The sequence below is a fragment of the Paenibacillus planticolens genome, from assembly GCF_013141725.1.
GTDB lineage: Bacteria > Bacillota > Bacilli > Paenibacillales > NBRC-103111 > Paenibacillus_E > Paenibacillus_E planticolens.
This window is the reverse complement of sequence record NZ_WHNZ01000030.1, coordinates 233,916-247,733: the sequence shown is the minus strand read 5'-3', so window position 1 is coordinate 247,733 and position 13,818 is coordinate 233,916. Positions and strand designations below refer to the sequence as shown.

Annotated in this window: 11 protein-coding genes; 5 read left to right on the top strand and 6 right to left on the bottom strand. The window is 46.8% G+C overall.

The genetic code is table 11. The annotated features are described in order from the left end of the window. Window positions 1-308 precede the first annotated feature (308 nt). Window positions 309-1,088, top strand: coding sequence for an ABC transporter ATP-binding protein (locus tag GC097_RS15770; protein ID WP_171684250.1), 780 nt, complete (start codon window positions 309-311; stop codon window positions 1,086-1,088). A 37-nt stretch (window positions 1,089-1,125) separates the two neighbouring features. After that, window positions 1,126-2,001, top strand: a complete 876-nt coding sequence (locus GC097_RS15765; protein WP_171684249.1) for an ABC transporter permease — start codon at window positions 1,126-1,128, stop codon at window positions 1,999-2,001. Between the two features lie 828 nt (window positions 2,002-2,829). Here the strand turns inward: GC097_RS15765 and GC097_RS15760 are convergent. The 4 genes from GC097_RS15760 to GC097_RS15745 all read right to left on the bottom strand — a co-directional run bounded on the left by GC097_RS15760 (window position 2,830) and on the right by GC097_RS15745 (window position 7,607). Beyond that, the gene (locus GC097_RS15760) at window positions 2,830-3,666 is read right to left on the bottom strand and encodes a carbohydrate ABC transporter permease (RefSeq protein WP_171684248.1); all 837 of its coding nucleotides are present in this window, start codon (window positions 3,664-3,666) and stop codon (window positions 2,830-2,832) included. Between the two features lie 16 nt (window positions 3,667-3,682). Continuing rightward, window positions 3,683-4,624 (bottom strand): carbohydrate ABC transporter permease, encoded by a 942-nt coding sequence (locus GC097_RS15755; RefSeq protein WP_171684247.1) that lies wholly within the window; start codon window positions 4,622-4,624, stop codon window positions 3,683-3,685. 71 nt (window positions 4,625-4,695) lie between these two features. Further along, a complete protein-coding gene (locus GC097_RS15750; RefSeq protein ID WP_171684246.1) occupies window positions 4,696-6,054 on the bottom strand; it encodes an ABC transporter substrate-binding protein in 1,359 nt (452 codons plus the stop codon). 431 nt (window positions 6,055-6,485) lie between these two features. Then, window positions 6,486-7,607 (bottom strand): GntR family transcriptional regulator, encoded by a 1,122-nt coding sequence (locus GC097_RS15745; RefSeq protein WP_171684245.1) that lies wholly within the window; start codon window positions 7,605-7,607, stop codon window positions 6,486-6,488. A 193-nt stretch (window positions 7,608-7,800) separates the two neighbouring features. Between GC097_RS15745 and GC097_RS15740 the strand changes: the two genes are divergently transcribed. Beyond that, window positions 7,801-8,745 (top strand): aldo/keto reductase family protein, encoded by a 945-nt coding sequence (locus tag GC097_RS15740; protein WP_171684244.1) that lies wholly within the window; start codon window positions 7,801-7,803, stop codon window positions 8,743-8,745. A gap of 303 nt (window positions 8,746-9,048) precedes the next feature. On the opposite strand, the gene GC097_RS15735 is transcribed toward GC097_RS15740, so the two are convergent. Continuing rightward, window positions 9,049-9,852 (bottom strand): WYL domain-containing protein, encoded by an 804-nt coding sequence (locus GC097_RS15735; protein WP_171684243.1) that lies wholly within the window; start codon window positions 9,850-9,852, stop codon window positions 9,049-9,051. Next, window positions 9,839-11,161: a WCX domain-containing protein gene (locus tag GC097_RS15730; RefSeq protein WP_171684242.1), complete on the bottom strand. Its 1,323-nt coding sequence runs from the start codon at window positions 11,159-11,161 to the stop codon at window positions 9,839-9,841. The genes GC097_RS15735 and GC097_RS15730 overlap by 14 nt, the downstream gene beginning before the upstream one ends. A gap of 177 nt (window positions 11,162-11,338) precedes the next feature. Here GC097_RS15730 and GC097_RS15725 point away from each other — a divergent pair, with 177 nt between their 5' ends. Then, a complete protein-coding gene (locus GC097_RS15725; RefSeq protein ID WP_171684318.1) occupies window positions 11,339-12,751 on the top strand; it encodes an RtcB family protein in 1,413 nt (470 codons plus the stop codon). Window positions 12,752-13,033: 282 nt separating this feature from the next. Continuing rightward, window positions 13,034-13,816, top strand: coding sequence for a nucleotidyltransferase domain-containing protein (locus GC097_RS15720; RefSeq protein WP_171684241.1), 783 nt, complete (start codon window positions 13,034-13,036; stop codon window positions 13,814-13,816). The last annotated feature ends 2 nt before the right edge of the window (window positions 13,817-13,818 follow it).

Genomic DNA, 13,818 nt, shown 5'->3' with positions numbered 1-13,818 from the left:
AAAGAAAAGCTCTCCAAGCTGCCGCTGTGGGCTGTGCCTGGAGAGCCGTTGGTTGACCAATGGGCTGTCTGGGTTATTGATTAGTTATGCTAGCACATCAAATCCGATAAAACAAGTGGGTAATGTAAGAATTAAAGGGTTGACTTCCAAAATTTGTGATGATATGATCCCTGTATATCCAAGTGAATCACTATGAATTAAATCGCGTCCACCAGGTATCTGGAGACTTCCTAGCTTCCCCGCAAAGGGGGGGCTGCGGAGGTCTCTTTTTTTATTTTTAGAAAAATTGGCCTAAGGGGGAGAGCTTGATGAGCGTAATTGCACTAGATATTGATTTACCGGGCAAATGGTTTCAGACGCCTCAAGGGCACCGTGTCGAAGCGCTGCATAACATTCGGCTGAAAATTAAAGAAGGTGAATTCATCACCATTATCGGACCCAGCGGCTGCGGCAAAAGCACACTGCTCAAAATCATTGCAGGGCTGGACACCGAGCATAACGGAAAAGTGCTTCTCGAACAAAAGCAAGTTGAGAAGCCCGGCATCGATAAAGGATTTATTTTTCAGGAGCATCGTTTATTCCCTTGGTTGACTGTCGAAAAAAACATCGCCGCAGACCTTAGCCTGAAAGATCCGGATGTGCGGGCGCGTGTGGATTCTTTGATCGAGCTTGTTAAGCTGAAAGGATTTGAGAAATCGTACCCGAGAGAACTGTCGGGGGGTATGTCGCAGCGGGTTGCCATAGCAAGGGCTTTGCTGCGGAATCCGAAGGTGCTGCTGCTTGATGAACCGTTTGGCGCATTGGACGCTTTCACGCGTTCGCATTTGCAAGAGGTGGCACTCGATATCTGGGAGAAAAATCGGACAACGATGATTCTTGTAACGCATGACATTGATGAAGCTGTGTTCTTGGCTACCAGGGTCGTTGTGATGGATGCGCGTCCGGGTACGATCCGTAACATCATTGCTGTCGACCTGCCTTATCCGCGTAAAAAAACAACCGTTTCGTTCCAAGAGCTGCGCAAGCTGGTGCTCAGCGAATTTGAGCCCGTCGAGGAATTAGAGCTGATAGACAGCTCGGGTATTTAAAGCATTTTACTATTGAAAAGAAAGAGAGGGAGCAGCGATGAGTCAAGCAGAAGTCATTGTTGGCCAAAATCAGCCCATTTCCCGGCCCAAGGCCGTTGAACAGCCGGTTTCGTCCGAACAGCCTAACTTTTCAACGCCGCAAAGGAAGGAAGGCAGATGGGAACTCGTCGTCAGGGGGAGCATTTTGCCGATTACGGCGTTAATCCTCTGGCAAATCTTCGGCTCGTTAGGCGTGGTGTCCAAAACACTGCTGCCTACGCCGTATGCGATATGGCAGGCCTTTTATGACCTGCTAATAAGCGGAGAGCTTTTCAGGCATGTGAAAATCAGCATTTGGCGTGCGGCCGTAGGCTTTCTGATTGGCGGCAGTTTAGGGCTGGGATTTGGCTTGCTCGTCGGCTTGTTCCGCAAGTTCGAGCAAACGGTTGACCCTTCCGTTCAGATGCTTCGTACGATCCCCCATTTGGCGATCACGCCGTTGTTTATTCTTTGGTTTGGCTTTGGCGAGTTTTCCAAGGTATTGCTTATTGCCAAAGGTGCCTTTTTCCCGTTATATGTGCAGACTTTTCTTGGCATCCGCAATGTTGACTCCAAATTGTTCGATGTAGCTAGAGTGCTGGAATTCAGTAAGTTTAAACAAATTACCAAACTGGTGCTGCCGGCGGCTTTGCCTAATATTTTGCTGGGCTTGCGGCTCTCGATCGGCGTTGCTTGGCTGGGCTTGGTCGTGGCGGAGCTGATGGGCTCTAGCGAGGGGGTTGGGTACTTGATCTTGGATGCCAGACAGTTCTCGCAGACGGCGATCGTGTTTGTCGGGATATTGATCTTTGCTTTCGTCGGCAAAGGCTCCGACTCGTTGGTGCGGGTATTGGAAAAGAAGCTGTTGAAATGGCGCGATAGCTTTAAGGGGTAAAAAGTTCTTGTCACCACGGAGAGTTGGCGTGGCACAAAGGCGTTCATTGGATGAAATCCAGTGAACGTAGTATTTTAGACGAGGAATTGGCTGTTTCATTGGACAAATTCCAATTGAGCTGCTGTTATGAGGCAGGAATACGGGCCTCCCAGGTGTTCTCGTTGGATTTCATCCAACGAGAATGGCATTTCAGCCGCTGGAATGGCCGTTTCATTGGAAATCATCCAATGAAGAGGGGCATTCTGCCCCGATTCCAGCCTCACTCAGGCAAATAAGAGCCCCAAAAGCCTTCTATCGCAGCCGAAAACCCCCGTTTTCGCAGGATAGAAGTCTCTGGAGGCTCTTATTTGCCTGGATCGGGCTCGAACCGAGCCATTTCCGAATAATAAGAGCCCCAAAAGCCTTCTATCCCAGCCGAAGAGTCCCATTTTCGCAGGATAGAAGTCTCTGGTGGCTCTTATTTGCCTGGATTGGGCTCGAACCGAGCCATTTCCGAATAATACGAGCCCCAAAAGCCTTCTATCCGAACAAGTGAGCAGGCGCGGAGGCGGAGTAGTGGAGGGAACTATGGTCCGTTATTTTGGCAGAAAGGAGTAATTGGGATAACTAGCGGGAACAATGGTCCTCTATTTCATCATTTCACCCGAAATTTGGCTGTTTTGGAGCGAATAAGGCCCTGTAGTTCCCATTAACTTTTGAAATCGACGATTTTCCTCGAATAGCGCCCTGCAGTTCCCTTTCGCGTATGAAGTACGACCAAACGTCCGGCTGTTGCTCGCAAAATGGCTACTGGCTTCGCCTTTGATAAAGGCAAAGCCAGCTGCCTTTCTAACCTTTTATACCACTAAAAGTAATTCCGTTAATAAATGTTTTCTGTAGAAAAAAGAAAAGGATAATCACCGGTATGGTCATCATGGTGGATACGGCCATTAACATGCCCCATTCAGAGCCTTTTTGACTTTGGAATTGCTGCAATCCGAGGGAGACCGTATAGGACGGCTCATTGGTTAAATAGAGCAGGGGACCAATAAAATCGGTCCAACTTCCCATAAATTGAAACAGTGCCACAGCTAAGACAGCTGACTTGGCTAACGGAAACATGATCTGCAAATAAATGCGGAACTCGCTGGCGCCGTCTATTCGGGCCGCTTCGCGAAGGGCATCGGGCAGGCCAAGAAAGAATTGCCGTAATAAGAAAATGTAAAACGGTACTCCAAAAAATTGAGGAACAATGAGCGGGAGAGATGTTCCGACCCATCCTAACTTCGTAAACAAAAGGAAAAGGGGAATCATCGTGACTTGTCCGGGAATCATCATAACTGCGAGGGTGACGAAGAACATCACGCCGCGACCCCGCCACTCCAACTTGGCAAAACTGTATGCAACCAAAGGACAGGAGACGATTACACCGATCGTACTGACGATGGTAATAATCGCAGTGTTTTTCAAATATGTCCAAAAAGAGATGTACTCTACCGCCCGGGAATAGTTGCTCCACTGAAACGGATGCGGAATCCATTCCGGAGGAAAGGTAAAAATTTGCGTGAGCGGCTTCAGAGAAGTTGAGACCAGCCAGATAAACGGAATAATGAAAAAGAATGAAGCAATAATTAGGCATAAATGTGCTAAAGTTCGGTTAATTCTTTTAACAGCGATAGGATTCATTCCGTTATTGCCTCCTTTATTTTCCTTGATAATGAACCCAGCGTTTTGACGAAACGAAAATAAACGCCGTTAGTGCCATGACGATAACAAACAAGATCCATGCCATGGCGGAAGCATAGCCCATTTTGAAATATTTGAATCCGTTCTCATATAAATACATGACGTAAAATGTCATGGAATTTGCAGGAGTTCCTTGGCCTTTGGTCATTGTGTAGGGGAGGGTGAATTGTTGAAAAGCGCCGATCGTTCCCATGACCAGATTGTAGAAAATAACAGGAGTTAGCAAAGGCAGCGTAACGGTTTTCGTTTTTTGAAACCAATTGGCTCCATCGATTTCCGCCGCTTCGTAGTACTCGTCGGGGATGTCCCCTAATCCAGCAAGGTAAATGACGACAGCATGGCCGATCCCCCAAAGCGACATCAAGATAAGGGAAGGTTTGGACCACGATTCACCACCGAGCCAAGGGGGACCATCGATACCGATGCTTGCTAACATCCCATTCACTAAGCCGAAGTTTGGGTGCAACAACCACATCCATAGAACGGCCAAAGCTACTTGCGGCACAAGGGTGGGTAAGAAGAAGATCGTTCTGTATACAGCCATCCCCTTGATTTTCATATTCAGCATCATAGCGAGCGCCACACCGAAAAATATGCTTAAAGGAACAAAAAATACGGCAAAATAGATCGTGTTGTAGATGGATTTCCAAAACAAGGGATCGTTAAAAAGATCCTTATAATTATTCAGACCGACAAACTCACCAGGTTGAAGGATGCTGTAAGTGGTGAAGCTGAAGTAGACGGATGCGAACATTGGAATTGCATAAAAGCAAATGAGTCCCAGAGCCCAAGGTGAAGCAAAGAGCCACCCAATCAAGCTTGATGTGCGAAATGATCTTTGTTTTCTTCTTGCTGTTGCATGATCTAACACATGAACAGAATCAGTTAACTTTGCCATGTATATCCTCCTTCCGAATATAAAACGCCAATAGGCAAGGAGAGAGGGACTCTCCCTGCCTGCGGAGCATCTTATTTATTATATTTCTCTAACGCTTTATTGACGGTCTCTGTCACTTTATCGAGATTCTCTTTAGGGGTGCCGCTACCGCGAGTGGCTTTTTCTGTTGCGGAAGCTAATTCATTCCAGAGCAGCTGCCCTTCAGGAATGACCGGACGGTTGTGTGATTTCGGAAGAATATTAACGAATTCTTTCATGATGGGATCGTCCTTGTACCCGAACTTGGCGTTAACCGAATCGATTACCGACATGCCTGACTGGGAGTTCAGCAAGTATTGCCCTTCTTCTTTACCTAAAAATTCAAGGAACTTCCAAGCCGGTTCTACGTTTTTGGCGCCTTTAGGGATGATTAAGGACATACCACCGGACCATGTTGTGAAGTTAGAGCCTGTAGGTGTCGGGATCGGTGTAACGCCATAATTCAGGTTCGGTTTAAATTTCTTGATACCCGCTACCGTCCAGTTTCCGCTAATCTTCATACTGATTTGACCGGCAATGAATGGGTCCATTTCATCGGTGCCTGCTGCGCTTGTGAATCCTGCAATGTCTTCTACATTGTATTTCTTACCGAAATCGGTCATCCACTGAAGCGCATCTACGACTTTAGGATCATTTGCCGTGATTTTTCCGGTTGCTTTATCCTGGAAATCCCCTCCGAACGACCATCCCCAGCCGTATAGCCACCCTTGTGAGTACCAAGGAATAAAACCGATCCGTTTGAAACGTTTTCCTTCTTTAATGGTCAGTTTCTGAGCGGCAGCTTCGAGTTCGGCAATCGTTTTGGGCGGATTGTTCGGGTCGAGCCCCACTTCTTTGAAATGATCTTTATTGTAAAAGAGCAGGCGGGAATCCGTTCCGAGTGGAATGGCATATAACTTGCCTTTATAACTGGACTCGTCCCATGCAAAAGGATAGTATGAATCTTTGTTAATTCCAGCCGCTGCAGCCATTGCGGACAGGTCAGTCAATGAATCTTGCGCAGCCCAAGAGCCGACCTTAAACCGGTCGAAATAGGCAATGTCAGGAGGATTGCCGCCTGCGACCGAAGTAAGCAGCTTCTGATCGGCGCCCTCACTGGATTCTGTATAAACCAATTTGATTTTGATCGTAGGATTTTTCGCTTCAAAAGCTTTTACGACGTTATTCATATTATCCAAATCAATGGAGGTAAGCCCATGCCACATCGTGACAGTGGAAACGCCGCCTTGTGCGCCTTTAGCTTCCGAGGCTGCTGTGGTTGATGGAGCGGCTGAAGGATTAGTCGAAGTAGAACCACCCGTAGTTTGAGTCGATGAGCAAGCGGTTGCAAGAACTGAAATAGTAACAACGGACACCAGTGTTGGAATTGCGAGGTTTTTAGATTTTCTCATACATAAATCCCCCTTAAGGTTGGTTTTGTTATTTCAACTTGCCTTCCTGAAAACTTATTTCACCTTCTATCAAGTTCCGATGTGCAGGAGACTAAAGGGAGTAGGATAACAAACTAAATATGTATGCGTTTACATTGAAGTTGACTATGAAATGATATGCAGCTTTCAACGACTGATTCTTCTTGATTCGCTACTGCGTGTATACCGAGAAGATTCACCTCTTTTTCAAAAAAATAGTATATCTAGATATACTAAGTATATTAATGCGTCAAACATACCATGTCAACTTCAATATCGCGACATCTATGTACATAAAATTGCTCAATTTCTGATGTTGACCACCGGGAAAATTGCCTTTACGGTGAGTACAAAACAAAAAACCATGAGTGCAACCCATGGTTTTTCAATCGCTGTTCAGTTACCGTTACCGGCTATTCCTTCACGACCAATCGATGCTCGATAATTCTCTGTTCGGGGACAGCTTCTCCGATCAGCTGTGAGACGAGCAAGTCCACAGCTTCTTTGCCCATTCGCTTCTCATCTTGTTGAATGTGAGTGAATATCGGCTTCCCGAGGTAATCGTTGAGTGAGTCAAAGCAGACGATATCATATTCGTCCAGTGATTTTCCAAGCGAGTGGATGACCTGAGTCAACAAGGTTGCGACCAGAAATTCCGAGGCGACAAACGCTTTCACATCAGGGTATTGTTCTAGAAAATGCTCTATTGCCTTTTTGTCGTTATCGATTTCAGTTCCGCCCAGGTTCTTGGGGAGAATACCCTTCAAATTCGTTAAACAATAGTCCTGATTTAACTTCAATCCCTCTTGGGTAAAGGCCAAAGTATAACCCAACAGCCTTTCCTCCAAGGTTGACGTGTTTACCTCAGGCGGAGACAAGTAGGCGATTTTATCGTGGCCCCTCCCGATCAGATGGAGCGTAAGATCCTCGGCGGCTTTCTTATTGTCCGTGTAAACGGAGCAAACCGGGATTCCTTTTAGATATCTGTCGACTAATACAACGGGAAACTTGTCCAAGACGAGGCGAAGCAGCTCAGCATTATAATGTTCGCCATGGATGGGAGTCACGATTAATCCTTTGATGCCTAGACTTACAAGCAATTGGATAGCACGTTTTTCTTCGTCCCTGTTCCCACGAGAACGCTTGATGATCAGATCGTAGTTGAGCTCGGCGCTCTGCTTTTCAATCGATCGAAGCAACTGCAGGCCGAATTCGTCGGAAAAATTAGAAATAATGAACCCGATCAACGGTCTTTCTTTTTCATCGAATACTAGACTCGGTCTTTCTTCCGACTGACGTTTGTGATCCAATCCTTCTCTAACGCCATCCGCAACAAATGATCCTTTTCCTTGAATGCGTTTGATGACCCCGGCTTCGGCCAACTTCTCCAGCGCTTTTTTGGATGTGATTCGGCTGACGCCAAACCGTTCGGCCAATTCTTTCTCGGAGGATACGCGATCTCCTGCCTTCATCTGCCCCTTATTAATTTCTTGAAGGATATGGTTATAAAGCTGTTCGTATAAATGTCCTTCCATCCGATTCACCCTAACTATATTTCATTGATATACTAAGTATATCATCGCGTTAATGTTTTTCAATAGTTACCAAAACGTAACTAGCTTTATTTTTGGATATTATGTGAGAAACTTTTCACTACTTATATCTTTTATCTAACTATTGATATAATAGTAGAGCCTGAAATTGAAAATATTAGGAGGATGGAATGAGATGAAATATCGTAAATTAGGGCTTTCGGGATTAAAGGTCAGTGAGATTAGCTTGGGAAGCTGGTTGACATACGGCGGCTACGTTGAACGTGAGAATGCTGTCAATTCCATTCATAAAGCGTATGAACTGGGGATTAACTTTTTTGATACGGCAAATGTTTATGAGCGAGGAGAAGCGGAGAAGGTCGTAGGCGAGGTTTTGAAAGCGTATCCTCGTCATTCCTATGTGCTTGCTACCAAGGTATTTGGTGCTATGGGTGACGGACCTAATGATAGAGGCCTCTCTCGAAAGCACATCATTGAACAGCTGCATGCGAGTTTAAAGCGGCTTGATACGGACTATGTGGATGTGTATTACTGCCACCGTTATGATAAGGAGACACCAATAGAAGAGACGTTGCGGGCACTGGATGATCTGGTTACACAAGGCAAAGTTCTCTATGTCGGCGTGAGTGAATGGACAGCAGCCCAAATGGCGCAAGCATTAGCTGTGGCCGATAAATATTTGCTCGATAGAATCATCGTCAACCAGCCTATTTATAACCTTTTTAATCGGTATATCGAAAAAGAAGTGATTCCGCTAGGTGAGCAGCAGGGGATTGGTCAGGTTGTGTTCTCACCTTTAGCGCAGGGTTTGCTGACTGGCAAATATAAGTCTGTTTCTGATATTCCTCAAGATAGCAGAGCGGCGAAGCTGGAAAACTTCCGAAAAGGTCTCACGGAGGAAAATATAGCAAAAGTGAACCAGCTTGAAGCCTTAGCAGCAGATCTGAACATTTCGATCGGAAACTTAGCGCTTGCGTGGATTTTGCGTCAGCCTAATGTTGCCAGTGCTTTAGTAGGTGCAAGCCGTCCGGAACAGGTTGAAGACAATGCCAAAGCTTCGGATATTGTATTATCTGCTGAAGTTCTAGAGCGCATAGAGGCGATAATGAATAAGGCTTGATGCGGGGATGCGGGAACTATGGTCCGCTATTTTCCAAAAAATCAATATTTCTGCAGAGTTGAGAGAACTACGATCCCTTATTTTATGTAAAGTGGACAAAATGGCAGTTTTTCAGAGCCATTAAGACCATGTAGTTCCGTCTGCAGCCTAAAAACAACCCGTTTAACTCAGATAGCGCCCTGTAGTTCCCCTCCCTCAAACCAACCACAAAAAGGCTGCCCCTCTGTCATCTATGATGACTTTTGGGACGGCCTTTTTTGGGGTTGACACTATGGGTAATGTCATCCCGCGCTCTACATGCTCTTAACCGCCTGCCTCATATCTAGCCAAAGCTCTTTGAGCCGACTCCAGCATCCTTTTTTGCAAATGCTCGCCCTGTGTGACGCGCACTCGCTTGCCCAAGAAGCGGAGCTTGCTAAGTACATACTCGGCTTCATTGTTGAGATAGGTTAGCCGGATCGTATAGGTCCCCTCCGTGTCGTCGTAGTCGACCTGCTTCTCAAAGCAAGAGAAGGCATACAAAATCCGCGACAATTCTCGATTGTATTCCTTGAGGACGGCGATGGTGGCATGGATTTGGCGTTTTTGCAGCAGTTTTTCAATTTGTAACCGGACTTGGGCAGCCCGCTCGGCGGAGAAGGGAAGATCGTGAATGGTTTCAATGCTGTCGAGCTTCGTGCTCATCATCGCCCGATGCCTGAGATGAAACCAGAGCAAATACCAGTCTTTCTTGACTTGCGAATATTCGAGTTTATACGGAAAAGCCATTTCATTGATAAAAGTACGCTCATCCTTTACCCGGTAAGTGAGCCTGATGGCTCCATGCCGTGTAATGATCCGGCGCAGGGTACGCAGCAGCGGATGATACACATGTATCACATTGCTTCTGGCTTTCTCCGTAAACGCTTCGGATAAATCCAAATCAGGCTCTGTATCCAATACCCTTTGAAGCTTTTCCAAAGCAGCCGGTGTGAAGGCATGCGGGGCAGCCGAATGGCTGAGCATCGTTTTTAACCAGGATTTCTCCAGAGAAGTAATCATAAGGGTACCGGAATTCTCCAAACGCGTCATCATGTCATAGTTAAAAATTTTCTCAAAAAGGTTCATAGTACCCCGCAAGCTCCTTCCACTCCGCAATCATCTCTTGCCGGAACTCAATAGGTTCGAGCACTTCACAGCTAGACCCGAAGCTTCGAATCCAAGGCTTTATTTCCAATGTGCCGTTTACCGTGATTTCATAGACGAATGAATCATCATATTCTTCCGTAATTTCTCCCCACTGTCCCTGAAGACGGACGCGGTCTTTGATGAAATTAGGTCCGGAACGGCCCGGATTATAAAACCGTACTTTCACCGTAATGGCACGCCCCGTATCAATGACCCAACTCAGCCGGATTCGCTCATCCATTTCCTTCTTTTTTTCCTCGAAAAAAGACGCGTCCACAGGCTCGCCGTGCTCAATCTGCGTCATCCCTTCCAGGCGGAATTTCCGGATGCCGTGCCGCGAATCATGCGCGAGCAAATACCACCGCCCATATTGGTGATCGTACACGATTTGCAGCGGTACCGTTATCTGCAGCTTGCCTTCCATTTCCCGTTCGAATAACGGATTCGTATTTTTTGAAGCATAAGCTTGGTTATTTTTTGGGGAAAAATAAAGGAACTGGACCTTGCGGCGCTGCGTGATCGCGGATAATAATGCGGACAAATGGGCCTCGTCCAAAATCCGTGAGTAGTATTGATATTTATATAGAAAAGGCTCTGTCCCTGACGGTTCGGCTGATGTGCCCGCAGTGCGGTTCATATGCTTTTTCAGCCCGTCACGCAGCAAATAACCTTGCACCGATGGGACCTGCGTATTGGCCATTACATCAACGAAATCATAGAGATCAAGAAGTTCATCCTGTGTAAGCTCGTGGATGAATGCATTATGGATGCGGTACCGGTAAGGGCGCGCTTCGGATGCTTTCGTAATGACCCCGACTTCCTCCAAATATTTCAAATCGTTTCGGATCGTTTTTTCATCAGGGAGGGAAGCATCCGCAGGGAGCTCTTTACTGCATACCTCAATCAGCTGAGTCGCGGTCAAAGGCTGCTCATTCAATGCGGCAAGCAGGGTGGACATACGCAGGCTTTCCGATTCTTTCAACGATTTGGCCCGAAATAAGAACAGCAGTAGGGGGTCTGTTGAATCGAAATAGCTATAGCGCAGCATATCGGCGAATTCCTTCTTTTGCGCATCCGGCACTTGTTGATGCATCGCAGCGACGATTTCTTTTAACCTGCGTATCGTTTTATCAAAGGTATGAATCGAAATTCCCAGCCTGTCCGCAAATTGCTGCCGGTTGTACGCTCCGCTGGTCAGAACGAACATCCGTAGAAACTGGATTTCTTTATCAAAGCTTTCCCTAGCCACATAATCCCCTCGCTCTTCCTCTAACCTTATCTTATTGTAGCAGGGGAACGTTTAGGAGAAAATGGAAAACTTTTGGCCTGTCGTCATACTTTCGCCATGTTCGCCTCATCCTAAATGAGCGAAGATAGGTGTAGAAGAACAAACAAGAAGAACTAACGGAGGAGAACCGATATGGATATGAAAATGACGACACACGGCAACAATCATTACGAAATGGAGCTGGCTCATGGCCGCCTTCACGTTTTTGCTAACCCCGAGGTATTCCAGTCTTTTGAAAGCCGGGTCTATGAAATGGCGGACAACAATCTGCGGATTCCCCGCAATATGCATATGAGCTATACGCCGGATGCTCACGTGGGCATTGGCACCTGCATCGGCACAACGGCTGTCTGGAGCTTGAAAGACGGCTTCGTTTCGCCTTCCATTGTGGGCGTGGATATCGGCTGCGGCATGCGCGTTCATACTACGTCTCTGCACAAAAAAGATATACAAGACAAAGGCGTGCGCCGGTCATTAATTAAAGCCATCGAGAAATATGTGCCGACCAATGAGCGCACCAATACCAATTATGCCGATATCGACATTATGGAAGTCGTGAAACACGGGCTGAAAGGACTTCCACAATCGTATATCCCTAGCGAACAGTGGTTGACGCATGTTGAAGAATCTACGTTCCAGTTCGATCATGCCTACCTGGAGAACTTGCCGGAGAAAATCGGCAAATATGCGCATGGCCAGTTGGGAACGCTTGGCGGTGGGAACCATTTTATCGAAATTCAATACTTGGAAGTAGCGGAAAAACATCAGCAATTGGCGGCGGAATGGGGATTGTTCGACGGTCAGGTCGTCGTTATGATACACTCCGGATCACGCGCTTGGGGAGCAAGATTAGGCCAAGAGTTTACCAAAGTTTTCAGAGAAGCGATGCAAAGCTGGGGGATTGAAAATCCCGACAGGAATCTTTTGTATGCCCCAATTTCGAGTACTGAAGGGAAAACCTATCTTAATTTGATGTATTCGGCGCTAAACTTTGCGGTCAGCAATCGGCATATGATTGCCTTCGGTGTGCGTGAAGCGTTCAAGGAAGTTTTTGGCGAGAAGGAAGATCTGCCGGTACTCTACGATCTTATGCACAACTACGCGCTAAAGGAATTTCATCGCAATCAACCGATGCTTGTTCATCGCAAAGGGGCGACAAGGGCGCTGCCGCCAGGCCATTTCCTCAATACGCCCGCTTACAAAACTACCGGCCATCCGGCCCTGATCCCGGGTTCGATGGGAACATCGTCCTTCATCATGGTGGGGAGAGAGGAAGGGGTTAAGAACTTCTACTCCATTTGCCATGGCGCCGGGAGAGCCAGATCACGTAAAGCGACCAAAGAGCTGGTCACCGTCGATGAGTTCGCGCAATCGCTCAAAGTAGGCACCGAGGAAGAGATTTTGGTGAACCATCGCTCGCTGCAAACGATTTTGGATGAGTGTCCTCAAGCTTATAAGGATGTGGATCTCATTATTGACAGCGTGGTCGGCGCTTCGCTTGCAGATGTGGTGGCGACTTGCAAGCCTATGGTTGGGATCAAAGGGGTATAGGTTGAGTATAACGAATCTTTCCGCCGCAGGATGATTGACGTGATGTGGGTTTGACTCGTATGATGTTTGTAAATGAATGGAAAGGAGGCCGACGATATGATTCGCAATCAAATTTCTATCCTGACAATTGAAAAATGCAGCATGCCATCGGTCTCGACCGGGTTTGTGACGAATACGTAGGTCCTCGGTGGAGTGGCTTCGTTTAAATTTGACATGAAAAGCCGTAGACGATGTAGGTCTACGGTTTTTTTGCGTCCATATTTGGAAGAGAGGGTGAGTCTGATGACTTTGGATTTAAAGCATATACATTCGCAGCTTCAGCAAATCGAACAAGAGGAGGGCGTCCGGATCCTGTATGCCTGTGAGTCAGGCAGCAGGGCGTGGGGATTCCCGTCTAAGGACAGTGATTATGATGTAAGGTTCATCTATGTAAGGCCGGTGGACTGGTACTTGTCCATTTTTGAAAAACGGGATGTTATTGAACGTCCGATCAGCGATCTTCTCGATATCAACGGTTGGGATTTGAAGAAGGCGTTGAACTTGTTTCGCAAATCGAATCCGCCTTTGCTCGAATGGCTGCAATCGCCGATCCCGTATATGGAGAGGTACAGCGTAACGGAGAAAATCCGTCAGCTCTCACCGTTCACATTTTCCCCGCGATCAAGCATGTATCACTACCTGCATATGGCAAAAGGGAATTTTCGGGAATATTTGCAAGGCGATGTCGTCAAAATCAAAAAATATTTCTATGTGCTGCGCCCGATACTCGCCTGCGAGTGGATTGAAAGGCACGGCAGCATGCCGCCTATGGAATTCGAAAAGCTGGTGGAGCAAGTGCTCCCCAACTCGAAATTAAAGCAAGAAATAGACACATTGTTGACACGGAAAAAGGCCGGTGTCGAATTCCATTTAGAGCCGAAAATAACGGTGATCAACGACTATTTAGAACGGCAAATCGCTTATTTTGAAGAAACCGCCAAACAGATTGCGGCCTATGGCGAGCAGCAGGATCAAGTATTGGATGCTCTGTTCCGAGAGGCGCTGAAGGAGGTTTGGGGTTCATAGAG